This window comes from Melittangium boletus DSM 14713 (genome assembly GCF_002305855.1).
Classification (GTDB): domain Bacteria; phylum Myxococcota; class Myxococcia; order Myxococcales; family Myxococcaceae; genus Cystobacter; species Cystobacter boletus.
In genome coordinates, this window is the sequence record NZ_CP022163.1 from 5,562,862 (window position 1) to 5,585,352 (window position 22,491).

Annotated in this window: 20 protein-coding genes; 16 read left to right on the forward strand and 4 right to left on the reverse strand. The window is 69.6% G+C overall.

Annotated features, from left to right (window positions below; translation table 11 throughout):
* The first annotated feature begins 5 nt into the window (after positions 1 to 5).
* A complete protein-coding gene (locus MEBOL_RS23375) occupies positions 6 to 488 on the forward strand; it encodes a VOC family protein (RefSeq protein ID WP_218920811.1) in 483 nt (160 codons plus the stop codon).
* 3 nt (positions 489 to 491) lie between these two features.
* Here MEBOL_RS23375 and MEBOL_RS23380 read toward each other — a convergent pair whose 3' ends face one another.
* Positions 492 to 1,016, reverse strand: coding sequence for a hypothetical protein (locus tag MEBOL_RS23380; protein ID WP_095979528.1), 525 nt, complete (start codon positions 1,014 to 1,016; stop codon positions 492 to 494).
* A gap of 395 nt (positions 1,017 to 1,411) precedes the next feature.
* On the opposite strand from MEBOL_RS23380, the gene MEBOL_RS43755 reads away from it, so the two are divergent.
* A complete protein-coding gene (locus tag MEBOL_RS43755) occupies positions 1,412 to 1,744 on the forward strand; it encodes a Uma2 family endonuclease (protein ID WP_281256584.1) in 333 nt (110 codons plus the stop codon).
* Between the two features lie 90 nt (positions 1,745 to 1,834).
* Here the strand turns inward: MEBOL_RS43755 and MEBOL_RS23390 are convergent, their stop codons facing one another.
* Positions 1,835 to 3,190 carry a serine/threonine protein kinase gene (locus MEBOL_RS23390; protein WP_095979529.1) on the reverse strand — a complete coding sequence of 452 codons (1,356 nt, stop codon included), beginning with the start codon at positions 3,188 to 3,190 and terminating at the stop codon, positions 1,835 to 1,837.
* Positions 3,191 to 3,367: 177 nt separating this feature from the next.
* On the opposite strand from MEBOL_RS23390, the gene MEBOL_RS23395 reads away from it, so the two are divergent.
* The 10 genes from MEBOL_RS23395 to MEBOL_RS23440 all read left to right on the forward strand — a co-directional run bounded on the left by MEBOL_RS23395 (position 3,368) and on the right by MEBOL_RS23440 (position 11,738).
* Positions 3,368 to 4,027, forward strand: coding sequence for a hypothetical protein (locus MEBOL_RS23395; protein ID WP_095979530.1), 660 nt, complete (start codon positions 3,368 to 3,370; stop codon positions 4,025 to 4,027).
* A gap of 2 nt (positions 4,028 to 4,029) precedes the next feature.
* Positions 4,030 to 4,503: an SMI1/KNR4 family protein gene (locus MEBOL_RS23400; protein WP_095979531.1), complete on the forward strand. Its 474-nt coding sequence runs from the start codon at positions 4,030 to 4,032 to the stop codon at positions 4,501 to 4,503.
* Positions 4,504 to 4,689: 186 nt separating this feature from the next.
* A complete protein-coding gene (locus MEBOL_RS23405; protein WP_095979532.1) occupies positions 4,690 to 5,178 on the forward strand; it encodes an SUF system Fe-S cluster assembly regulator in 489 nt (162 codons plus the stop codon).
* Positions 5,175 to 6,611: a Fe-S cluster assembly protein SufB gene (gene sufB, locus MEBOL_RS23410; RefSeq protein ID WP_095979533.1), complete on the forward strand. Its 1,437-nt coding sequence runs from the start codon at positions 5,175 to 5,177 to the stop codon at positions 6,609 to 6,611. Before MEBOL_RS23405 ends, sufB begins: the two co-directional genes overlap by 4 nt.
* Complete coding sequence (sufC, locus tag MEBOL_RS23415) at positions 6,608 to 7,384, forward strand: Fe-S cluster assembly ATPase SufC (protein WP_095979534.1); 777 nt, start codon at positions 6,608 to 6,610, stop codon at positions 7,382 to 7,384. Before sufB ends, sufC begins: the two co-directional genes overlap by 4 nt.
* Positions 7,381 to 8,712: a Fe-S cluster assembly protein SufD gene (gene sufD / locus MEBOL_RS23420; protein WP_095979535.1), complete on the forward strand. Its 1,332-nt coding sequence runs from the start codon at positions 7,381 to 7,383 to the stop codon at positions 8,710 to 8,712. Before sufC ends, sufD begins: the two co-directional genes overlap by 4 nt.
* Entirely contained in the window at positions 8,709 to 9,938 is a 1,230-nt protein-coding gene (locus MEBOL_RS23425; RefSeq protein WP_095979536.1) for a cysteine desulfurase, read from the forward strand. The genes sufD and MEBOL_RS23425 overlap by 4 nt, the downstream gene beginning before the upstream one ends.
* On the forward strand, positions 9,935 to 10,390 hold the full coding sequence (gene sufU, locus MEBOL_RS23430; RefSeq protein ID WP_095979537.1) for a Fe-S cluster assembly sulfur transfer protein SufU: 456 nt from the start codon (positions 9,935 to 9,937) through the stop codon (positions 10,388 to 10,390). Before MEBOL_RS23425 ends, sufU begins: the two co-directional genes overlap by 4 nt.
* Before the next feature lie 14 nt (positions 10,391 to 10,404).
* Complete coding sequence (sufT, locus tag MEBOL_RS23435) at positions 10,405 to 10,977, forward strand: putative Fe-S cluster assembly protein SufT (RefSeq protein WP_095979538.1); 573 nt, start codon at positions 10,405 to 10,407, stop codon at positions 10,975 to 10,977.
* Positions 10,977 to 11,738 (forward strand): crotonase/enoyl-CoA hydratase family protein, encoded by a 762-nt coding sequence (locus MEBOL_RS23440; protein ID WP_095979539.1) that lies wholly within the window; start codon positions 10,977 to 10,979, stop codon positions 11,736 to 11,738. The genes sufT and MEBOL_RS23440 overlap by 1 nt, the downstream gene beginning before the upstream one ends.
* A gap of 18 nt (positions 11,739 to 11,756) precedes the next feature.
* Here the strand turns inward: MEBOL_RS23440 and MEBOL_RS23445 are convergent, their stop codons facing one another.
* Complete coding sequence (locus MEBOL_RS23445; RefSeq protein WP_095979540.1) at positions 11,757 to 15,533, reverse strand: DUF3857 domain-containing protein; 3,777 nt, start codon at positions 15,531 to 15,533, stop codon at positions 11,757 to 11,759.
* A 71-nt stretch (positions 15,534 to 15,604) separates the two neighbouring features.
* Entirely contained in the window at positions 15,605 to 17,416 is a 1,812-nt protein-coding gene (locus tag MEBOL_RS23450; protein WP_095982956.1) for a serine/threonine-protein kinase, read from the reverse strand.
* Positions 17,417 to 17,775: 359 nt separating this feature from the next.
* Between MEBOL_RS23450 and MEBOL_RS23455 the strand changes: the two genes are divergently transcribed.
* Genes MEBOL_RS23455 through MEBOL_RS23470 form a run of 4 tightly spaced genes read left to right on the forward strand, consistent with a single transcriptional unit; the run spans position 17,776 to position 22,489 of the window.
* A complete protein-coding gene (locus tag MEBOL_RS23455) occupies positions 17,776 to 19,038 on the forward strand; it encodes an ABC transporter permease (RefSeq protein ID WP_170115574.1) in 1,263 nt (420 codons plus the stop codon).
* Complete coding sequence (locus tag MEBOL_RS23460) at positions 19,035 to 20,285, forward strand: ABC transporter permease (protein WP_095979542.1); 1,251 nt, start codon at positions 19,035 to 19,037, stop codon at positions 20,283 to 20,285. The genes MEBOL_RS23455 and MEBOL_RS23460 overlap by 4 nt, the downstream gene beginning before the upstream one ends.
* Positions 20,286 to 20,333: 48 nt before the next feature.
* Positions 20,334 to 21,059, forward strand: a complete 726-nt coding sequence (locus MEBOL_RS23465; protein WP_095979543.1) for an outer membrane lipoprotein-sorting protein — start codon at positions 20,334 to 20,336, stop codon at positions 21,057 to 21,059.
* 2 nt (positions 21,060 to 21,061) lie between these two features.
* Complete coding sequence (locus MEBOL_RS23470; protein ID WP_095979544.1) at positions 21,062 to 22,489, forward strand: hypothetical protein; 1,428 nt, start codon at positions 21,062 to 21,064, stop codon at positions 22,487 to 22,489.
* Positions 22,490 to 22,491: the final 2 nt, after the last annotated feature.

Genomic DNA, 22,491 nt, shown 5'->3' on the forward strand with positions numbered 1-22,491 from the left:
CCTGGATGCACACCGTCATTCCGGTCAATCCGGTAAAACAAGAAGCTGCGGACGCGCTCGGTGAAGTGCGCGTAACCTCGCGGCCTGGCCACAAGGAGACGGCAATGGCGGTGACTGGAATCGGCGGCATCTTCTTTCGTGCGCGGGACCCGAAGGCGTTGTCCGAGTGGTACCGCACCCACCTCGGCGTGGGCGCGGGCTGCAATCCGTCGGGAACGATCGAGCCGGACGACTGGTATTGGCGCACCGCCGCCGGGCCGGTGGTCTTCGTGCCCTTTCGCGCCGACACCGACTATTGGGCGGCGGACAAGGCGTGGATGCTGAACCTGCGAGTCGAAGGTCTCGACGCGCTGCTCACGCGCCTTCGCGACGCCGGCATCGCGGTCGAGACGCGCGCCGACTGGGACACGCCCGAGACCGGGCGCTTCGCCCGCATTCACGATCCGGAAGGCAACGCCATCGAGCTGTGGGAGCCGCCCGCGGATTAGCCCTCAGAGGCAGGTCCCGGGATTCGCGAAGTCGGGGATGCACTCGGCCCCGAACAGCCGGGCGAAGGACAGGCGCACGTGCTGCTCTCCGTGGGGCTGGCGCCGCACACGGATCTCGAAGCGCACGGGTTGATGGGGGGAGAGGGTGGCCTCGACTTCGCCGTAGACGGACTGTGTCAGGCGCAGGTCGCGCACGGAATGATCGACCCACGCCGTGCCGTCGTGGAGTTGCAGGGCGAGCTGGACATCTCCGGCGGCATCCAGCTCCATCAGGACGGAGCCGCGCACGAGGCCGGGCTGGAGGTGGGAGAAGAAGCCGTCGATGGACGCGACGACCTGATGGCCCGAGCCGCCGCCGACCGTCTGCTCCGAGGCGGGCAGCGCGTGCTCGAGGCCATGGATGTTGGAGGGTTGCTCCTGGGTGAGGGCCTGGGCCCGTGTGGAAACGTCGGTGGCCGAGGACAGCTCGGCGCCACAACCGGACAGCAGCAGGAGCGAGCACAGGGAGAAGACGGAGCGGAACGACATGGGGAGGGTCCTGGGAAGTGCGCGCCTGGAGTGAGTTCCGGCCGCGATGGCGGAGGTTGACGGAAATCGCCGGAGCGGCCTGACAAGGGCACGTTCATCCCGAGGGACCGTGGATTGCACATCCCTGGCGCCATGATGAACTCTCTCTTCATGACCAAGGCGCGAAATGCTCCGGCCATCGAGGCCGCCTTCCAGTCCGCTCCAGCGGACATGGTGGCGGAGATCCTCGCGGGCAAGCTGTACCTCGCTCCCCGTCCAGCCCGTCCGCACGCCAATGTGGAGTCGAACCTGGGGGGCTGCTCATCGCACCCTTCAAATTCGGCAGTGGCGGCCCAGGGGGATGGGTCCTCCTCTACGAGCCGGAACTCCATCTCGGACCCGGTCCGGACAAGGTCGTGCCGGATCTCGCGGGCTGGAGGCGCGAGCGCCTGCCGGATGCGGTCGGAGGGGCGGACGCACCGGCACACGATGACCTGGCTCCGGACTGGGTATGTGAGGTGCTCTCTCCGAGCACCCGGCGCGTGGACGAGGGCGAGAAGATGCGCATCTACGCCCGTGAGGGCGTCCAGCACCTCTGGCACGTGGACCCGCTCGCGCGGACCCTCGAGCACTTCCGGCTCGCGGAGGGGCACTGGCGACTCGCCAACTCCTTCACTGGCGAGGGACATATCCGGGTGGAACCCTTCGACGCGCTCGAGTTCCCGCTGTCGCTCCTCTGGTCCAGGTGACGGCGCTCGGGGCGAGGCCAGCACGTCACGACCTCCGCTTCAACGCGGTGACCGCTCACGCACCTTCTGGTGCGGATCCGCTCGATGTGCTCACCGCGCTTCGGGCGCTCCTCCATCCACGCTGACGGGAATGGACGGCGAGGACACCACGGGCAGCAGGCACTTGTCCTCGTAAGCGACCGTCTGGGGCGGACAGTTGGGCGGTCGCTGTTCGAGTGAAAGCCAGCACGCCCCGGAGAACTCCAGTTCGAGTTTCGGGGTGCACGGTGCGCGCTTCTGATTGGGAAGCGGGCGGGGTTCTGCCTCGCGACGTGGGGTCGTCGGGCCGACCCGCGCATCGGTGGACCATTCCGAAGCGGGAACAGGGGGCTCCGGAGGCTGGCGCGGTCCAGGCATCAGAAACCACAGCAACGCCGCCGCGAGCCCAATCCGCCATGGCCAATCGCCTCGCTTGCTCCGCGGTCGGGAGCGAGGGACGGAAGGGGGTGGCCAGGACACCCGAGGCGGTTCGGGCCGGAGGATGGATCCTGCCTCATCCCGAGCGAAGACAGGGGCGTCCCACTCCGCTCCAGCGGAGGCGATGGCCGCCATCAACGCTTCATGGACGGCTGCGCCGCTCGGGTAGCGCGCCTGGGGCTGTTTCGCCAGCAGGCGGAGAATCACCTCACTGAGGGCTCGAGGCACCCGGGGATTCACCTCCACGGGGGGACATGGCGGCAGATGGAGGATGCCGTACTGCAACACATCGAGAGGCCAATGCTCGGGGAAGGGGTAGTACCCGGTCACGGCCCGGTAAAGACAAACACCGAGCGCGTAGAGATCATCGGTGGGTTGGAAGGCGTAGTGCGCACCGGGGCGTTCGGGGCTCTTCCACAGGAAGCGAACGGCTTCGGGACTGGTCAGGTGCGGGGTGCCTGGCGGCAGGGGGCCGGTGGTGAGGGGAGGGGCGCCCTCGTACCAACCCACTCCGAAGTCGAGCAGGATGGGTTTCCCGTCGGGCTCGCGGATGACGATGTGCTCGGGCTTGAGATCGCGGTGGAGCACGCCCCGGGCATGCAGGTCGCCCAGGGTGAGGGACACCTCACCGCCGACCTGGGCGAGTTGCCTGAAGGTGGTGTCACCCGTTTCAGCCCATAGGTGAAGGGGCTGTCCAGGCACCAGGTCCATGAGGAAGCCGAGGACGCCGTCGCGCGGATGAGGCCAGCGGGCACAACCATGGAAGCGGGCCACACCCGGGTGGGCCGCCCGGGTCATCATCAGGGCGACCTCGCGCTCGGCCCGCGCATCATGGGGATACCGCGCCAGTTTGAGGGCGTAGAAATCGCCGGGGTGGTCCAGGTCCTCCACGCGGTAGACGGTGCCCTGGCCGCCCATGCCCAGCCGCTCGACCACGAGCCAGCGGCCCACCTGTGTTCCTGGCTCCAGTGCGCTTGGGATTCCGACCATGCGAGACGGGGACCTATCACATGCGTTCTCGGGCGCGGAAGGGCGCGCATGCGGCAGGATGTTCGCCGGATGTATTGAGTCTGTCTGATGTTGGAAGACCCATGAGGAAGGGTCAAGAGACTGGGCACCCGTTCGTGATGGTATCCTTCCAATCTCCCGAGACCGAAAGAGAGTCCCATGAAACTGGGCTGGTCGGTGGTGTTGCTGGTGCTCCTCCTCGGATGCGCGACGACCCAGGGAACGGGCGGCTCTGGTCCTGTGCGCGCGCCGCCAGGAGTTCAGCCCGCGACAAAGAAGGAACTGCCCTGGCTGAACCTGCCGGGAGGACGGATGAAGACGACCCTCTACTACGGGCCCTGGCAGTGCCGTCGGGAGTTCATGAATGGTTGTCAGAAGCAGTGCGCCAGTGAGGGTCATCCACTCAAGGGCTGCATGTGGCTGGCTGACCTCAAATTTGATTGGGAAGGACGCCTTATCCTCTTGCCTGTTTCCGTCAAGGCTGGGAGCCGCTACGGCATCCATCACTGCTGTTGCGATTATCCCGAACTGTCACCTGTGGACAATGCGACCCGTCGCAAGCAGTGGGAGAAGTTTCGAGAATCCTACCGGGAGGGGTGGAGCAAGAAGTTCGGCGCGTGGCCCGAGGAGAGCGAAGTGTCCTGGCCGGGGCACCACATCCGGGACCTCAAACATGGTGGCAACCCAGTGGACCCCAACAACCTCTTCCCCGCGAAGCCAAGCGTCCACGATCTCTACAACAGAGCATACCCCGCTTGTTACAGCGGCCAATCGCCCTGGAATACAGTGGGACCCGATCTGCCCTACACGGACCCTTGAAGATGCCCACTCCGATGAGCAGCTTGCTCGAAGAGGTTTCGCGTGACCACTTCCCCCGTCCCCCGGCTACGCCCGAGGAGATCGAGGAGTTCGAGCATCGAGTGGGCTGGCCATTGGACCCCGACCTCCGGGCCTTCTACCTGCATTGCAATGGGGCCGAGTTGATCAAGCGGCTGCCCAATACCCCCTACCGCGTTCTTCCCCTATCGAAGATCGTCCGGGCACGGGTCGCCATCTACGGCGAGGATGATGACCAGTGGGGTCCCGCCTCGGTTTACGCCCTCTGCGACGTCCAGGATGGCAACTACGTGCTGGTGGATGTGGCCCGCCAAGAGAACGACCGTTACCCCCTCATCGACGGTTACCACGAGGCGTGGCCCGATCCGAAATACTGTGGGTCCGTCGCGAACTCCTTTTCGGAGTTCCTGGAACAGGTGCTTCGCACCCGGCGCAATCTCTACTGGCTGGGGGAGTAGGCCCGGTCGGCACCGAGCCTCCCGCGAGTAAGTGAACAGTCCCTTCCTGGGATGGTTGAAGAGCCACCGGGAGACCGAGCGGCCGGGCACGATTTTTAATGCGGACCAGATTGGTCCTGTTTAAAGAGGGCTGACAGTGGGTGCCCCGGAAGTCCCTGGGGGCCCGGATGGTGGGAGAGACTCCGAATGCTCCGGATGAGCAAGATGACGGACTACGGCATCGTGCTGCTGACCGAGTTGGCGCGCGCCGGGATCGGCACGCGCACGGCCAAGGAACTGGCCGCCTGCACGCACGTGCCCCTTCCCTCGGTGAGCAAGGTGCTCAAGGGCCTGCATGGCGCGGGTCTGCTCGTGTCCCACCGGGGCGCCAGCGGCGGCTATGGGCTCGCCCGGCCCGCCGAGGCCATTCCGCTCACGGAGATCATCACCGCGCTCGAGGGGCCCGTGTCCTTCACCGAGTGTGGCGCCCATGGCTCCCCCGAGCAGGGCGGCACCTGTGAGCTGGAGACGGTGTGCCGCGTGCGCGGCCACTGGCGCATCATCAACCGCACCCTCCACGACGCGCTCGGCAAGCTGAGCCTCGCGGACCTGTGCGCGCCCGCGACGCGCCTCGTCTCGCTCTCCACGCCGGCGCCTCAACCGCTTCCCTCCACCGTGCGAGGAAATCCCTCATGAGCACCCCGACCTTGCAGGAACTCACGAAGCGCCCCTACGAGGCTGGCTTCGTCACCGAGATCGAGTCCGAGACGATCCCCCGGGGGCTCAACGAGGACATCATCCGCATCATCTCCGCCAAGAAGAGCGAGCCGGAGTTCATGCTGGAGTGGCGTCTGCGCGCCTACCGCCACTGGCTCACCCTCAAGGAGCCGCGCTGGCAGAAGGTGGAGTACGCGCCCATCGACTACCAGGACATCATCTATTACTCGGCGCCCAAGCAGAAGCCGAGGCTCGACAGCCTGGACCAGGTGGACCCGGAGCTGCTCAAGACGTACGCGAAGCTCGGCATTCCGCTCGAGGAGCAGAAGCGGCTGCAGAACGTGGCGGTGGATGCCGTGTTCGACTCGGTGTCGGTGGCCACCACGTACAAGGACAAGCTCGCCAAGGCGGGCGTCATCTTCTGCTCCTTCTCCGAGGCCGTGCGCGAGCACCCGGAGCTGGTGAAGAAGTACCTGGGCTCCGTGGTGCCGCACTCGGACAACTACTTCGCGGCGCTCAACTCGGCGGTGTTCAGCGACGGCTCGTTCGTCTACATCCCCAAGGGCGTGCGCTGCCCCATGGAGCTGTCCACCTACTTCCGCATCAACGCGGAGAACACGGGCCAGTTCGAGCGCACCCTCATCGTCGCCGACGAGGGCTCCTCGGTGAGCTACCTGGAGGGCTGCACCGCGCCCCAGCGCGACACCAACCAGCTGCACGCGGCCGTGGTGGAGCTCGTGGCGCTGGATGGGGCCTCCATCAAGTACTCCACGGTGCAGAACTGGTACCCCGGGGACGAGCAGGGCCGCGGCGGCATCTACAACTTCGTCACCAAGCGCGGCATCGCGCACCACCGCTCCAAGATTTCCTGGACGCAGGTGGAGACGGGCTCGGCCATCACCTGGAAGTACCCGAGCGTCATCCTCAAGGGGGATGACTCGGTGGGGGAGTTCTACTCCGTCGCGCTCGCCAACCACCGGCAGCAGGCGGACACGGGCACGAAGATGATCCACCTGGGCCGCAACACGAAGAGCACCATCGTGTCCAAGGGCATCTCCGCGGGCCTCGGGCAGAACACCTACCGGGGCCTCGTGAAGGTCCTCAAGAGCGCCGAGGGCGCGCGCAACTACACCCAGTGTGACTCGCTGCTGCTCGGCAGCAAGTGCGGCGCCCACACGCTGCCGTACATCGAGGTGAAGAACGCCTCGGCGCAGGTGGAGCACGAGGCGTCCACGTCGAAGATCGGCGAGGACCAGCTCTTCTACTGCCAACAGCGGGGCATCTCGAAGGAAGACGCCGTGTCGATGATCGTCAATGGCTTCTGCCGGCAGGTCTTCAAGGAACTGCCCATGGAGTTCGCCGTGGAAGCGCAGAAGCTGCTCAGCGTGAGCCTGGAAGGAAGCGTGGGATGAAGCCGTTGCTCAGCATCAAGGACCTGCACGTGCGCGTGGCGGGCCGCGAGGTCCTCAAGGGAATCAACCTGGAGCTCCAGCCCGGTGAGGTGCACGCCATCATGGGCCCCAACGGCTCGGGCAAGAGCACCCTGTCGCAGGTGCTCTCCGGCCGTGACACCTACGAGGTGACGCGAGGCCAGGTGCTCTTCGACGGGCGGGATCTGCTCGCCATGCCTCCCGAGGCGCGCGCCCACGCGGGCGTGTTCATGGCCTTCCAGTACCCGGTGGAGATTCCGGGCGTGGGCAACCTGCACTTCCTGCGCACGGCGCTCAACGCCCGGCGGCGCACCGAGGGCAAGGAGGAGCTGGACGCCATGGACTTCCTCAAGCTCGCGCGGGAGAAGAGCAAGCTCGTGGAGTTGGATCCGGCGTTCATGCAGCGCTCGGTGAACGAGGGCTTCTCCGGCGGCGAGAAGAAGCGCAACGAGATCTTCCAGATGGCGGTGTTGGAGCCGCGCCTGGCCGTGCTGGACGAGACGGACTCGGGCCTGGACATCGACGCGCTGCGCATCGTCTCCGGCGGCATCAACGCGCTGCGCACGCCCGAGCGCAGCATGCTCGTCATCACCCACTACCAGCGGCTGCTCGAGTACGTGGTGCCGGACAAGGTGTCGGTGCTGGCCGGGGGGCTCATCGTCCGCACGGGCGGGCGCGAGCTGGCGCTGGAGCTGGAGAAGAAGGGCTACGCCTGGCTCAACGAGGGCAAGGGCGGCAAGGAGGCGCGGCCGTGACGGCGGAGGGTGGGCTGCGGCACTACCTGGACCTGGCCGAGCGCTTCCAGGCGGAGCGCGCCGCGGGGGCTCCCGCGTGGCTGCGCGCCCTGCGGCAGGACGGCATCGCCCAGCTCGCGCGCCAGGGTTTCCCCACCACGTCCCTGGAGGATTGGAAGTACACGAACGTGGCCCCCGTGCGTGAGCGGACGTTCGCCCCGGTGCACACCGTGCACGAGGCGAGCATGACGGAGGCGGTGGCGCGGCTGTCGTTGCCCGGCGCGGGTCCCCGGCTGGTGTTCGTGGATGGCTGGTTCGTGCGCGAGCTGTCGCGGCTGGAGGGCGTGCCCGAGGGACTGACGGTGCGCGGCCTGCGCGAGGCGCTGCAAGCGGGCGAGGTCCCGGAGGACGCCGTGGGCCAGCGGGCCCGCGCGGAGGCGAGCCCCTTCACCGCGCTCAACGCGGCGCTGCTGGAGGAGGGCGCCTGGGTGGACGTGGCGCCCGGGACGGTGTGCGCGGAGCCCGTGCAGTTGCTCTTCCTGTCGCGCGGCGTGGGAACGCTGGCGCTGGCGAGCCCTCGGGTGGTGGTGCGCGCCGGGGCGCGCAGTGAGTTGACGCTCGTGGAGAGCTACGTGGGCGCGCAGCCGGGCGTCTCCTTCACCAACACGGTGACGGAGGTGACGGTGGGTGACGCCGCCCGGCTCACCCATCTCAAGTTGCAGGCGGAGTCCGAGGAGGCCCTTCACATCGGCGCCCTGCATGTGTCGCTGGGCCGGGACAGCCAGTTCGCCTCGCATGTGCTGTCGCTGGGCGGAGCGCTCGCTCGCAGCGAGGTGCATGCGCTCTTCGGCGCCGAGGGCGGTGAAGCCACCCTCAACGGCCTGTACGTGGGCCAGGGCTCGCAGCACCTGGACCACTGGACGAACCTGGACCACGCCCACCCACGCTGCACGAGCCGCGAGCTGTACAAGGGCGTGTTGGATGACCAGTCGCGTGGCACCTTCCACGGCAAGGTGATGGTGCGCGTGGACGCGCAGCGCACGGACGCGCGCCAAGCCAACCGCAACCTCCTGCTGTCGGAGAAGGCGAGCGCCGAGGCCCGGCCCCAGTTGGAAATCCTCGCGGACGACGTGAAGTGCGCGCACGGCGCCACGGTGGGCCGCCTGGATGAACAGGCGCTCTTCTACCTGCGCTCGCGCGGCATTCCCCGGAGCGAGGCGGAGCGGCTGCTGACGCTCGCCTTCGCCCAGGAGGTGGTGGGGGCCATTCCCCTGGAGCCGCTGCGCGCCCAGGTGGAACAACTGCTGATTCACAAGCTTCCCGGTGCCGCCAAGGAGGGACGGGCATGAGCGGAGCAAACCTGGACATGGCGCGCATCCGCGCGGACTTCCCCATCCTCCACCAGGAGGTGCGGGGCCGGCCGCTGGTGTACCTGGACAGCGCCGCCACCACGCAGAAGCCCCAGGCCGTCATCGACGCGCTGGTGCGCTACTACACGCACGACAACGCCAATGTGCACCGCGGCGTGCACGCGCTCTCCGAGCGGGCCACCCATGCCTACGAGGGCGCGCGCGAGCGGGTGCGCAAGTTCATCAACGCCCGCGAGGCGAAGGAGATCATCTTCGTGCGCGGCTGCACCGAGGCCATCAACCTGGTGGCGCAGACGTACGGACGCAGCCGCGTGGGCCCGGGGGATGAAGTCCTCATCACCGGCATGGAGCACCACTCGGACATCGTCCCCTGGCAGATGCTCTGCCAGCACGCGGGTGCCACGCTCAAGGTGGTGCCCGTGGACGAGCGGGGGGAGTTGCGGCTGGACCTGCTCGACTCGCTGCTCACGGAGCGCACGCGTCTGTTCGCGGTGACGCACGTGTCCAACGCGCTGGGGACGGTGAATCCCATCCGCGAACTCGTCCGGCGAGCCCATGCGCGCGGCGTGCCCGTGCTGGTGGACGGTGCCCAGGCGATGCAGCACTTCCGCGTGGACGTGCGGGAGCTGGACTGCGACTTCTACACGCTCTCCGGGCACAAGATGTTCGGGCCCACGGGCATCGGCGTGCTGTATGGCAAGGCCGAGGTGCTCGAGACGCTTCCTCCCTGGCAGGGCGGTGGGGACATGATCCTCTCCGTCACCCTGGACAAGACCGTCTACAACCGCCTGCCGTACCGCCTGGAGGCGGGCACCCCGGACATCTCGGGAGCGATTGGCCTGGCGGCGGCGCTGGACTACCTCGACTCGGTGGGCCGCGACGCCATCGCCGCGCATGACCAGGAGCTCCTGGAGTATGGCACCCAGGCCCTGGAGAGCGTGCCGGGGTTGCGGATCATGGGGAAGGCGAAGGAGCGCTCGGGCGTGCTGTCCTTCCTGATGGAGGACGTGCACGCGCATGACGTGGGCACCATCCTGGACCGCGAGGGCGTGGCCATCCGCGCGGGACACCACTGCGCGCAGCCGCTGCTCGCGTGCTTCGGCGTGGCGGCCACGGTGCGCGCGAGCCTCGCCCTGTACAACACGCGCGAGGACATCGACGCGCTGGTGCGCGGGCTGCACAAGGTGCGGGAGGTGTTCGCATGAGCTCGGAGCTGCAGGATCTCTATCAAGAGGTGGTGCTGGAGCACGGCAAGCGGCCCCGCAACTTCCGCGAGGTGGAGGGCGCCAACCGGCGCGCGGACGGCTACAACCCGCTGTGTGGGGATCAGCTCACGGTGACGTTGCGCGTGGAGGGGGATGTCATCCAGGACGTGGGCTTCGTGGGGCAGGGGTGCGCCATCTCCCGGGCCTCGGCGTCGTTGATGACGGGGGCGGTGAAGGAGTTGTCGCGGGCGGACGCCGAGCGGCTCTTCGAGCAGGTGCACCAGCTGGTGACGGAAGGCCCCGAGGGGGTGGATCTGGAGGCGCTGGGCAAGCTGGCGGTGCTCTCCGGGGTGAGTGCTTTTCCCGCGCGCGTGAAGTGCGCGAGCCTGGCGTGGCATGCGCTGCGCGCGGCACTCGAGGGCAAGGAAGCCTCGGTGTCGACGGAGGAGTAGGGAGGGACATCTGGATGAGAGGGTTACAGACACTGCTCTCGCGTGACTGCGAGGTGACGATGATCCCGAGCGGCGAGCGCGTGGTGGTGCCCGAGGGCACCGAGGTGCGCGTGCTGCAGACGCTCGGCGGCAACGTGACGGTGCAGGGCGACTACGGGCAGCTCATGCGCATCGACGAGAAGGACGTCGAGGTGCTGGGGGCCGACTACCTCGCGCAGCTCGCGCAGAACGCGAAGCCCGTGGAGACTCCCTCGGAGGCGGTCGCCGAGGGCGAGTTCGACGCGGAGCGGATCTGGGAGCAGCTGCGCACGGTGTATGATCCGGAGATTCCGGTGAACATCGTGGAGCTGGGGCTCGTGTACGAGTGCAAGGCCACGCCGCTGCCCGAGGGCGGCAACCGGGTGGAAATCCAGATGACGGTGACCGCGCCCGGCTGCGGCATGGGCCCGGTGCTGGTGGAGGACGTGCGGCAGAAGGTGAGGAGCGTGCCGGGCGTGACGGAGGCGGACGTGCAGCTCGTCTGGGATCCGCCCTGGGACCAGGGCCGCATGTCGGACGTGGCGCGGTTGCAGCTTGGTTGGATCTGATGAGCGTACGCGTCGAGAAGAACGGTCCCGTCACCACCGTCGTCCTCCACCGACCCCAGGTGCGCAACGCCGTGGATGGACCCACGGCCCAGGCGCTCGTCGCGGCCTTTCGTGACTTCGACGCCGACGCGGAGGCGAAGGTCGGTGTCCTCTTCGGAGACGGGGGCACCTTCTGCGCGGGCGCGGACTTGAAGGCGGTGGCCGAGGGGCGCCTGCCGCACCTCTCGCCCGAGGGCGACGGCCCCATGGGTCCCTCGCGGATGATGTTGAGCAAGCCCGTGATCGCCGCGCTCTCCGGCCATGCCGTCGCGGGGGGACTGGAGCTGGCGCTGTGGTGTGACCTCCGGGTGGCCGAGGAGGACAGCGTGCTGGGCGTGTTCTGCCGCCGCTGGGGCGTTCCGCTCATCGACGGAGGCACGGTGCGGCTGCCCCGGCTCATCGGCCTGTCGCGCGCGATGGATCTCATCCTCACGGGCCGTCCGGTGTCCGCGCGGGAGGCCCTGGACATGGGGCTCGTCAACCGCGTGGTCCCCCGAGGCTCCGCGCGCGAGGCGGCCGAACAGCTCGCGCGGGAGATCGCCGCGTTTCCCCAGGCGTGCATGAACGCGGACCGGCGCTCGGCCCATGCCCAGGTGGGGCTGCCCCTGGAGGAAGCGCTCCTCCAGGAGTTCCAGGGCGGCGCCGGGATTCTCGAGGCCGAGGGGCTGGCCGGCGCGAAGCGCTTCTCCGGCGGCGCGGGCCGGCACGGCCGGTTCGAGTAGTCCGGCCGGCTCCTCCTCCTACTTCTTGAGCACCAGGTCGCGGGACTGGATGAGGTCCACCTCGCCGGCGAAGTGCGCGAAGTCCTCGTACTGCTTCACCGGGATGCGGCCGCGCTCCACCCGCAGTGTCTCGTCGACGGTGAGGGTGTCTCCCGCCTGCTTCTCCGTGCGGGACAGGCGGCCGAAGGGGCTCTCCGACTTCAACTGGGCCTGGGGGTCCGTCAGCTTGTAGCCCTGGGGCATCTTCAGCGTCACCACCGTGTGGCTCGCGTCCGTGCGGTCGAGGAATAGCGGGATGGTGCGGGTGCTCAGCTGCACGTACTGCCGGCCCAGCGTCGCGGGCATGGTGATGGGCGGCACCAGCATCGCCGAGCCCTCCACGCGGGCGAAGTTCGCCGTCTTGAACGCGTAGCGCACCGTGAAGGGAGCCCCCACCTCTTCCTTGCGATCGAAGACCAGCTCCGTGAGCTCCGCGCCGTTGAAGTAGCGGCCCACCGCGCCCTGCATGGCCTGGCGGCGGCGGTCTCCGGAGATGGCCTCGAAGGCCTCGGCGAGCTGGGCCGCCTCATAGCCCGAGTACACCTCCTCGCCCTTTCCGGTGAGCTGACCCGTCGCGTCCACCTCCAGGCCCAGCTTCACCTGCTTGCCGGGTTGCGCCTGGAGGGGAGGCGTCTTCACCTTCTCCAGGGCGCGGCCGGGCTCGGGCATCAGGTACGCCTCGAGCTCGCCCAGCGCCGTCTCGGGCAGCTCGCCGAAGGGCGCGAAGCGCGTGCTCGTGTCCATCCACACCGGTCCCGTACCGGGGATGTCCGCCCGCAGGGCCACGAAGGACATCAGCGACTCCTCGGGGAAGAGGTAGGGAGCGGGGTCCACCGAGTAGGTGCGCACCAGCGCGATGCGCGTGGGAATGCCCAGCGACTCCAGCCCCGTCTTGAGCAGCCACAGGCGGCTGCCCCGATCCTGTGCCATGGAGGACGCGGCCGACTGCGACAGCCCCGAGTCCCGGCCACTGAAGCGCTTCATCACGGCCGTGTACAGGGCCCGGGCCGCTTCCAGCCCCTTCTTGTCCCCGGCGGCCTCGCGCGCGAACGCCTCCACCTCCCAGTTGAGCGAGCCCCGATCCAGGAAGGCGTCCGCGTACACCTTCACCAGGCTGTCATTGCCCGTGGTCCCCGCGCCCACCGTCACGAAGGGCAGGTACTCCTTGCTGGAGGGCGCGTCCGGCTCGGGGATGAGGGGCGGCACGTTGCGCACCTCGTGGGTGAAGATCTCCTCGTCTCCCTTCACCTGGGGCGGGGACACCTGGACGTTGTGCGCGTCCACCCGCATGCCCGTGCCCTTGGGCGCCACCACCGTGTAGCTCGCCCGGTGGTCCGGCATCTCCGCGACGCTGAAATAGAAGTCCGACGCCTTGAAGCCGGGTTGCGCCGGTCCGCGCGCGGGCTCGGCCAGCAGGTACTCCATCTCCACGAAGTCACCCACCTGCACCCCGGGCAGACTCACCGTGTCCTTGCCCTCGATGTTCTCCGGCTCGAGCACCGTGCCATCCGCCTTGATCGTCCGCAGCGCCAGGGCCTGCGCGCCCGAGGGCAGACGCACCTCGGCGATCTCCTGCACGCCGCTCTGCTCCAGCGCCTTCTGCAGCAGGTGGATGCGGCTCACCTGGGAGCCGTCGGGGTAGACCTGGGTGGCCGCCGCGTCCAGCACGTAGGCGGCGGAGGCGGTTTCCGAGCCGGGGTTGGCCTCGTAGTCGCGTATGGCCTGGCGTCCGTCGATGGCGTGCGCCTGCAACAGCTCCTGTCCCGTCTTCGCGCGCACCACGGCGCGGCGCAGGGACAGGTTGCTTCCATCGAGCAGCAGCGAGCGCTCGCGCAGCGCCAGCGCGCCCTCCTTGTCCCCGGCGAGCTCCCGCACGTCCGCCCACTTCTCCAGCACCCGCGGGCTGCGCGGCCAGAGCAGGCTGAGCTCCTTGAGCGTCTGGGTGGCCTCGGCGAAGCGGCGCTGGGCCACCTGCGCGGCCGCCAGGGCCAGCGCCGTCGAGATGTCCCCGGGGTTGCGCGTGAGCTGTTCCTGGTAGAGCGCCTCGGTGCGCGCCAGGTCTCCGCGAATCCTCGCGTGATCGGCCGCCCGGACGATGGCACCCGGGCAGTTCTCCATCGACGCGATGAGTTCATCCGCGCGCTCCACGGCGTCGCGGCGCCGCGCCAGGCTGTAGCGCAGCCCCAGCGCCTCGCACAGGCCGGGCTGTGCCTGGAGCGCCCCTTGGAGGCTCTCCTCGGCGGAGCTGTCCACCTCCAGGGCGAGCGCCGCGCGCGCCTCCAACAGGAACACGGGCCAGCCCGCGTTCTTCACCGCCGCGCGCGCCGTCTTGAGCGTCTCCAGCGCCGCGGCCGGTTGGTTGTCATTGAGGGACAGCTCGGCGCGCACCAACAGCGCCGTCACGTCGCCTGGATCCCTCGAGAGCACCGCCTCCAGATCCCTCGTCGCGCGGCCCCGCGCCACCTTGCTGGGGATGGTCCGGTCCTGGGCGGCCAGCTCGGCGCGCAGCGACAGGACGGCGGCCGTCTGGCTGGCGCCCTGCAATCGCGTCATCAACCGCCAGGCGCCGTCCGGATCCCGCGCCATGCCGTCGCGGATGGCGATGAAGTCCGACAGCAGGGGTCCCGCCTCCTCGGCGAGCGCGGCCGCCAGCTCCTCGGCGCGCGGGTAGACGAGCGGCACCCGGGCGTCCTTCGGGGCACCGCCCCATGTGGCGGGCGCGGCACCGGCGGCCGGGCTGTAGCTCACGTTGGAGGGGCGCCCGTCCGCGCGCATCAGCGACACGCTCACGTTGGCCGAGCGCTGATCCCTCAGGAGCTTGACGAGGATGCGGTGGCGGCCCGCGGTGAGCCGCAGGGCACGCGTGGCCACGGTGGACGAGGCCCGCGCGAAGCCCCGGCGCTCCAGGGTGGGCGTGCCATCCACGCTCAGCGCGTACGTGGAGGCGGACGCGGCGCGCACCACGTAGTCGCCCTCCTCGGGCACCTCCGCGTCCAGCGCCAGCAGGTAGACGTCGCCGGAGGACGTTTCTCCCGCCACGTCCAGACGGCCGTCCGGCGCGCGGAGGATGCGGGGCGGGAGCGCGCCGAAGGGGCCGGTGAAGGGGCCCGCCAGCGAGCCGGACTTCTCCGGCGCGAGCGGCTCGTCGAAGCCGAGCAGGTGCCAGGGCGAGAAGGGCCCGAGCAGCGTGGCGGTGTCCGCCGCGCCCATGTCCTTCAAGGTGGCGGCCTGGGCGGCGCGGTCGCTCCGGGTGCCGAGGATGGACGCCTGGCTGGCGCGCAACAGTTGGGCGGCCTCGCCCGTGGCTCCGGCGTCGAGCGCGGCGTGCAGGCCCGTGAGGATGACGTCATCCAGCGCGGGCGAGCTGCCCGCCAGCTCCAGCGCGTAGCGCGCGCTGGGCACCGCGAGCGGATGGGTGGGCGCGCGCGTGGCCACCGCGAGCGCCGCATCCAGGGCCCGTCGGGGCTGGGCGGAGCGGCGCGCGAGCAGGTGCTGTCCATAGAGGACGTAGGGATCGGCGGGATCCTTCGCGGTGGCCTCGTCGAAGCGGGCCTGGGCGGCCGCGGCGTCTCCCTTCACCAGCCAGGCATGGAAGCCGGCGAAGGCGAGCGTGCGGGCCTCGGAGGCGCCCTTGCCCGCCGCCGTGGCGGCCCGTTCGAGCACCTCGGTGGACGAAGGCGTGTGAGCGGCACAGCCGGACAACAGTCCGGTGGCGAGCAGGAGCGCGGGCAGGACTCGGCGGGGGGGCGTGCGCATAGAGGACCCAGGGATAGTTCAAAGCCCTGGGCGGGGCCACATCCGCATGCACCGCGCTGGCGCGGCCGCGTCTATTTCGAGCGTTTGCCCCGGGAGGGAGCGGGCTTGTGGACCGTCTTCTTCGCCGGGGCGGGGGCCGCCACCCTCGGGGCCTCCTGCCGCGCGGCCTCCACGATGGCGCCCGGGGGCCCGCTTCGGGGCACGGGCCGCACCGTGTAGCCGAAGTTCTCCGCCTGACACATGCCCTCGATGCAGCCCAGGGCGGGGACGGGCTCGTCGCCAAAGCGCTTGTCCTGCCAGTTCGGGCCCAGGTGCAGGGGCTCGGCCACGGGGCGCCGGTCCTCCTTGGTTCCCACGGAGGCGATGAGCACGCCCTCCTCGTCCACGTCCAGCTCCAGCTCCACGGGGCCCTCGGGCGAGTCGGGGCCGATCATCGTCCCGCGCTTCTCCCCGAGGTTCCACTCGAGCCGCAGCGGGGCGCCCTGTCCGCTGTACACCAGGGCCACGTAGCGGCCCGTGCTGCCGAGCAGCAGCAGGGCGGTCTCGGGCGGGGGCGGAGGGCCGTAGAACAGGGACTTGAGGCGCGTGCCGAACGTCAACTCCGGGCCGCGGGCGTTCACCCGGGCCACGAAGCGCGCCTGGTCTCCGCGCATGTTGGGCACGTCCACGCGCATGAGGCCCACGCGCGACTGGCCCTCCACCGCCGGGAAGACGAGCTTGCGGTCCTCCAGCACCAGGGGCCGGCCGGACACCAGCAGCGAGGGTTTGTCGGGGCCCTCTCCGAGCGTCACCTTGCGCGGCTCGCCCTCCACCGAGGACAGCCGTCCCGCGAGCGGCTGCACCGAGGGCGGGCCCAGGTCCGCGGTCAGCGCGGTGCCCGGTGTCACCGGAACGCGCTGCTCCGAGTTGCGCAGCCACGCGGCGCCCAGCACGCCCACCGCCGCCACCACGAGCAGCGCGGCCGTCACCTGCAGACAGGTGCGCATCACGCGCGCCAGGCTCTGCTTCAGCCGCTCCGTGCGGCTGAGCTTCGTGGGCGACAGCGTGGTGTAGTGGGGGATGAGCGGTTCCAGGTCCCGCATGAGCGCGGTGACGCTGGCGTAGCGGTCCGCGGGCAACTGCTTGAGGCAGTGGGCGATGATGCCGTCCAGGCGGGGATCCAACCCGGGCTTGCGCCGCGAGGGCGGATCATAGTGGCCCGCGGGCAGCTCCCCCACGAGCAACTCATAGAAGATGAGGCCGAGCGCGAAGATGTCCGCCCGGGCGTCCGCGCTCTTGGCGTCCACGCGCTGCTCGGGCGCCATATAGGACAGCGTGCCCATGGCCACGTGCGTGCTGGTGAGGGCGAAGCGCGCGCTGGTGTCCTCCAGGAAGGACGCGAGCCCGAAGTCCGTCACCTTGGGCAGGTCGCCCGCCTGCATGTCGAAGAGGATGTTCTCCGGCTTGAGGTCGCGGTGGATGACGCCCCGGTGGTGCGCGTACTCGATGGCCCGGCAGATCTGCATCATGATGCGCAGGTGCTCGAAGGCGTCCGCCGGGGGCTGGCGGATGCGCTCGCGCAGGGACGGCCCATCCACGAACTCCATCACCAGGTAGTACGTCGTGGGCGTGCTGCCCTTGTCGACGATGGAGACGATGTGGGGGTGGTGCAGGGTGGCGAGCGCCGCGGCCTCCTTCTGGAAGCGGGCGACGAAGCTCTCGTCCTGGGCCAGCTGGGGGCTGAGCAGCTTGATGGCCACCGTGCGGCCCAGGGACAGCTGGGTGGCCTTGTGCACCTCGCCCATGCCGCCGGTGCCGACGAGTTTCTCCAGGCGGTAGCCGGGAATGAGATCCGGCGCGTGCGTCCGGTTGATGGTGGTGGAGGTGGCGTCGAGAGCGGACATGGGGGGCGTGGGCACGGTAGCAGAACCGGCTGCCACAGGGCTGTAGCGATGTCCCGGCCCCCGCGAGGTGAACACCTCTCGATGAACGAGCGGCGGGCGGACAAGCACCGATGTCGCGTGCGCGCCACTCTTCTCCTACACACGGACATCCCGACGCGCCCGGGAGGGTCCGCTCCCCTGCTTCAACCGGGACGGATTCCCTCCGTGCGTTACTCGTTAAATCCCCGCTCTTCCGGACGGAGTGGGCGTCCGGGACGTCCGTCCGCACCCTTGGGAAAGAAGCCGGAAAACACGGCCTCTCCGACTTTTCCCCCGGGGTGACATCTCATGACCGCGAAGTCCCCGTGCTGGAGCCGCCCATGAGGCTCCTTCCTCTGGCCACGCGCAACCTGATGCGCAATCCGCGCCGGACCGCCATCTCGCTCGCCGCCCTGGTGGTGGGCGTGGGCGCGATGGTGGGACTCCGGGGCTTCATCAACGGGCAGCAGCGGGTGGTGCTGGAGAACATCGTCCTCGGCCAGGTGGGGGCGATCCAGGTGCACCGCACGGGCTACCTGGCCAATGTCCAGGGCTCGCCCTTGACGCTGGACCTGGAGGACTCTCCCGCGCTGCGCGAGCGGCTGTCACGCGTGGATGGGGTCACCGGCGTGGCGCCCCGCATCGTGTTCGGCGGGATGGTGTCGCTGCCGGACGCCACGGAGGAGTCCGAGGACGCGGGCCGGACGGGCTACCTGCTGCTCACCGCGTATGACCCGGAGCTGGAGCCCCGGGTGACGCCGCGGCGCCTGACGTGGCTCGCCGAGGGGGCGCATCTCTCGGGTGGGGACACGCCGGGCCTGCTGCTCGACGCGGACATGGCGAGGAGCCTGCGCGCGACGGTGATGGAGCCCTCGGTGGACGAGGAGGCCTGGCCCGCGTTGCTCGCGGCGGACCGGGAAGGCGTGCTCAATGGCGAGGCGGTGCGCCTGACGGGCACGCTGGTGGGCGCGCCGCTCGGGGACCAACGCCAGGGCTATGTGCCGCTGGGCACCGCGCAGCGGTTGCTGCGCATGGAGGGGCGTGTCACCGAGTACGCCCTGTCGGTGGCGAACCTGGAGGACGTGCACGCGGTGCGTGACGCGGCGCGGGCGGTGCTGGGCCCCGGCTACGAGGTGCACGCCTGGGATGACGTGCTGCCTTTCGTCGCGCAGCTGGTGCGGCACCAGGACTTCATCTTCGCCATCGTCACCCTGGTGTTCCTGCTGACGGTGCTGCTGGGGATCGTCAACGTGATGTTGATGAACGTGCTGGAGCGGGTGCGGGAGATCGGCACCCTGCTCGCGGTGGGGCTGAGGCGGCGGCACGTGGTGTCGCTCTTCCTGCTGGAGGGCGCGGTGCTGGGCCTGCTGGGAGGCGTGCTCGGCGCGGGAGTGGGGTGGGGGGTGACCTGGTGGCTGGGGCGGCAGGGCATCCACCTGCCGGCCTATGGCACCACGGCCGACAGCGTCATCCGGCCGCACATCTCCGGGTTGTACGTGGTGCGCGCGGTGGGGCTGGCCACGGTGGGCGCGGCGCTCGCCGCCCTGTGGCCCGCGTATCGCGCCTCCCAACTCCGTCCCGTGGAGGCCCTGGCCCACTCATGAGCTCCTTGTCCTCTCTCGCCGCGCGCAATGTGGCGCGCAATCTCCGCCGCAGCCTCGTCACCCTGGCCTCCGTGCTCCTGGGCGTCACCGCGGTGCTCGTGCTGGAGGGCTTCATCGGAGGCTTCCTGCGCCTCATCGTGGACGACGTCGTGCTGGGCAAGACGGGCGCGCTCCAGGTCCACACCACCGGATATATGGAGAGCAGTGACGCGCTCCTGCTCGAGCCGAACATCCCCTACGACGAGTCGCTGCTCGCCCGCATCCGCGCGGTGCCCGGCGTCAAGGGCGTCACCGGCCGCATCCAGTTCTCCGGGCTGGTGAGCAACGGCGTGTCCCAGACGATGTTCGTGGGCCGGGGCCTGGACCTGGCCACGGAGGCCCAGGCGGTCCCCCGGACGGGCTTCGACGTGTTGCCCGGCGGGCGGATGCTCACGGTGGAAGACCATGCCCAGGCCATCGTCGGCGGCGAGCTGGCGCATGCCTTCCACGCGGTGGCCTCGGGGACGAAGTCCGGGACCGAGGTGGACCGGGTGACGCTCGCCTCGTCGAGCCCCAGGGGCCGCGCCAACTCGCTGGACGTGGCGGTGGCGGGGCTGAGCGTGTCGGGGCTGCCCCACGAGAACAAGAGCGTGGTGACGGTGCCCCTGCCGCTCGCGCAGGAGCTGGTGGGCCTGGAGGGCCGCGTCACCGAGCTGGCCGTGGCGGTGGACGATCTGGATCGCCTGGACTCCATCGCCGCGTCACTGCGCGTCCTGCTCGGCCCTGGCTACGAGGTGCACACCTGGCGCCAGCTCCAGCCCTTCGTGGGCGACACGTTGCAGCGCATGCGCTTCGTGATGGGGCTCATCGGGCTCATCCTCTTCGTCATCATCCTCACGGGCATCCTCAACACCACGCTCATGAGCGTGTTCGAGCGGGTGAGGGAGATTGGCACCCTGCTCGCGGTGGGCATGCGCCAGCGGCAGGTGCTGGTGCTCTTCCTGTGGGAGGCCGCGCTGATTGGCGTGATGGGGGCGGTGGGAGGCGTGGGCGTGGGCTGGGCGCTCGTGCGGGCCATCGCGGCCCGAGGCGTTCCCATGGCCATGGTACTGAACACCGGCTCCAACTCCCTGCTGCGTCCGGAGCTGCGCCCCTCCTTCGTGCTGCTCACCTTTGGAGTGGCGGTGGTGGGGGCGCTGGCCGCCGCGGCCTGGCCGGCCTGGAAGGCGAGCCGCCTGCGCCCGGTGGAGGCGCTGCGCTCGGTGTGACGTCCCTCTGTCTGTCCAACCCCTCGTTGCCCCCCATGGAGTGTGCGGATGAGAGTGCTTCCTCTCGCGGTGATGACGCTGTTCATGGCGGCTCCGGCCCTGCCCGGGGAGCCCACGGCGGAGGCGCTGCTGGCCCGCTACGACGCGGTGATGGGCCCGCCCGCCTTCGAGTCCGAGTCGGAGATGACGGCGTACCGCGAGGACGGCACGAGCCGCACCTACGTGATGAAGATGCTCCGGGGCGAGGAGGACCGGTTCCGCGTCTGGTTCAAGGATCCGGCGAGCGCGCGAGGCCAGGAGATGCTGCGCTCGGGGGACAACATGTGGGTGTACCTGCCGTCGCTCAAGCGGGCCACGCGCATCGCCAACCGGGACAGCTTCCAGGGCGGTGACTTCAACAACGCGGACGTGATGCGGGTGAACTACACGAAGGACTACGCGTGCACGCGCGTGCCCTCGAACGTGCCGGGCACGTACGCGCTGGAGCTCAAGGCGAGGACGCCGGAGACGGCCTACGACGCCATCAAGCTGTGGGTCCGCAAGAGCGATGGGATGCCGGTGCGGGGCGAGTACTACGGCACGAGCGGACAGATGCTGCGCAGCGCGGAGTTCACCGGCTACACGGAGTTCGAGAAGGGCTACACGCGGCCGGCCCGCGTGGTGATGCGCAACGAGCTGGTGAAGTCGCGGCGCTCGGAGCTCGTCATCCATTCCATGCACCTGCGCGTGGAGGCGCCGCCGCAGCGCTTCACCCAGGTGGACCTGGGACGTTGAGCATGAGCCCCCCGCGCTTGAGCCTCGTGCTGTTGGCGCTCTGGGCGAGCGCTCCCGTGTCCGCCGCGGAGGTGACGGGCTACGTGGAGAGCCGCACGCAGTACCAGCGCTCGCGCGTCACGGGCCTGCTGCCCACCGACGAGCAGGCCGAGGTGCAGCAACTCCTGGAGTTCAACGTTCAGCCCCGTCACGCCTATGGGCGGGGCGGCTTCGTGTCGGCGGACCTGTCGCTCTTCCTGCGGACCGGGGGGCGCTACCGGGGCCTGGACGCGGGCGGCCGCGAGGTGTCCCTGGAGGCGCGCGCGGCGGGGGAGGCCCGGCCGCTCATGTCGCTCAACGAGCTGTACGTGAGCCACGAGGTGCTGCCTCAACTGCACCTGCTGGCGGGCAAGAAGCGCGTCGTCTGGGGCTCGGGGCTGGCCTACAACCCGACGGACCTGCTCAACCCGCCCAAGGATCCCACGGATCCGGGGCTACAGCGCGCGGGGGCCTACCTGGCGCGGGTGGAGGTTCCGCTCGAGACCTTCGCCTTCACGTTCCTGGCGAGCCCCGCGGTGCTCGCGCAGCACAACGGGCTGCCGCAGTCCCTGCTCGTCTACCCCTCCTGGGACCGCCGGGACACGCGGGCGCACTACCTGCTGGCCGCGCGCGCCTACGCGCTGCTGGCGGACGCGGACGTCAACCTGATGCTCTTCCACTCGAACCTGTACGGAGACCGTTTCGAGTCGAAGACGCGCGTGGGCGTGTCCTTCTCGCGCTACTTCTTCAAGGACTACGAGCTGCACCTGGAGGCATTGGTGGGGCGGGGCTCGGCGCGGCGCTACCCGGTGGGGGGATGCCTGGCGGACGCTCAGGCGGCGGCGGGCTGTGTGCTGCGCGAGGCGTCCCTGTTCTCCACCCATCGCCTCGACGAGCGCACGCCGCGCCCACGGGTGCTCGCGGGCTCGCGCTACATGTTCGGCGACGAATCCCTCCTGTCGCTGGAGTACCTGTTCCAGGCGGATGGCTTCACCCGGGACGAGTTCCAGCACTACGTCAACGCGCTCGGTCTGCCCCGGGAACTCCAGGACGCGGGGCGGGGCGTCTCGGACGCGGGCGCGAGCGCGGACAGGGGCGCGCCGGGCAAGTTCAACTTCGAGCCACTGGGGCGGCACTACGCCTTCCTCAGCTTCCAGAAGCCGAGGATCCACGAGGACTTCACCCTCGACGTGGTGGTGATGAGCAACCTGGGAGACCTCTCGGGCCTCGTCACGCCGAGTCTGTCCTGGGCGGGCACCGAGTGGATGACGCTCACGCTCTCCGGCTTCATCCCCTGGAGCGGCCCGCGGTCGCTCGCGGCCACGCGGCCCGGTGCCTCCACCCACGTGAGTGAACTCGGCCTGTTGCCGCTGGAGTACCGAGGCCTCTTCCAGGTCCACCTCTTCTATTGAAG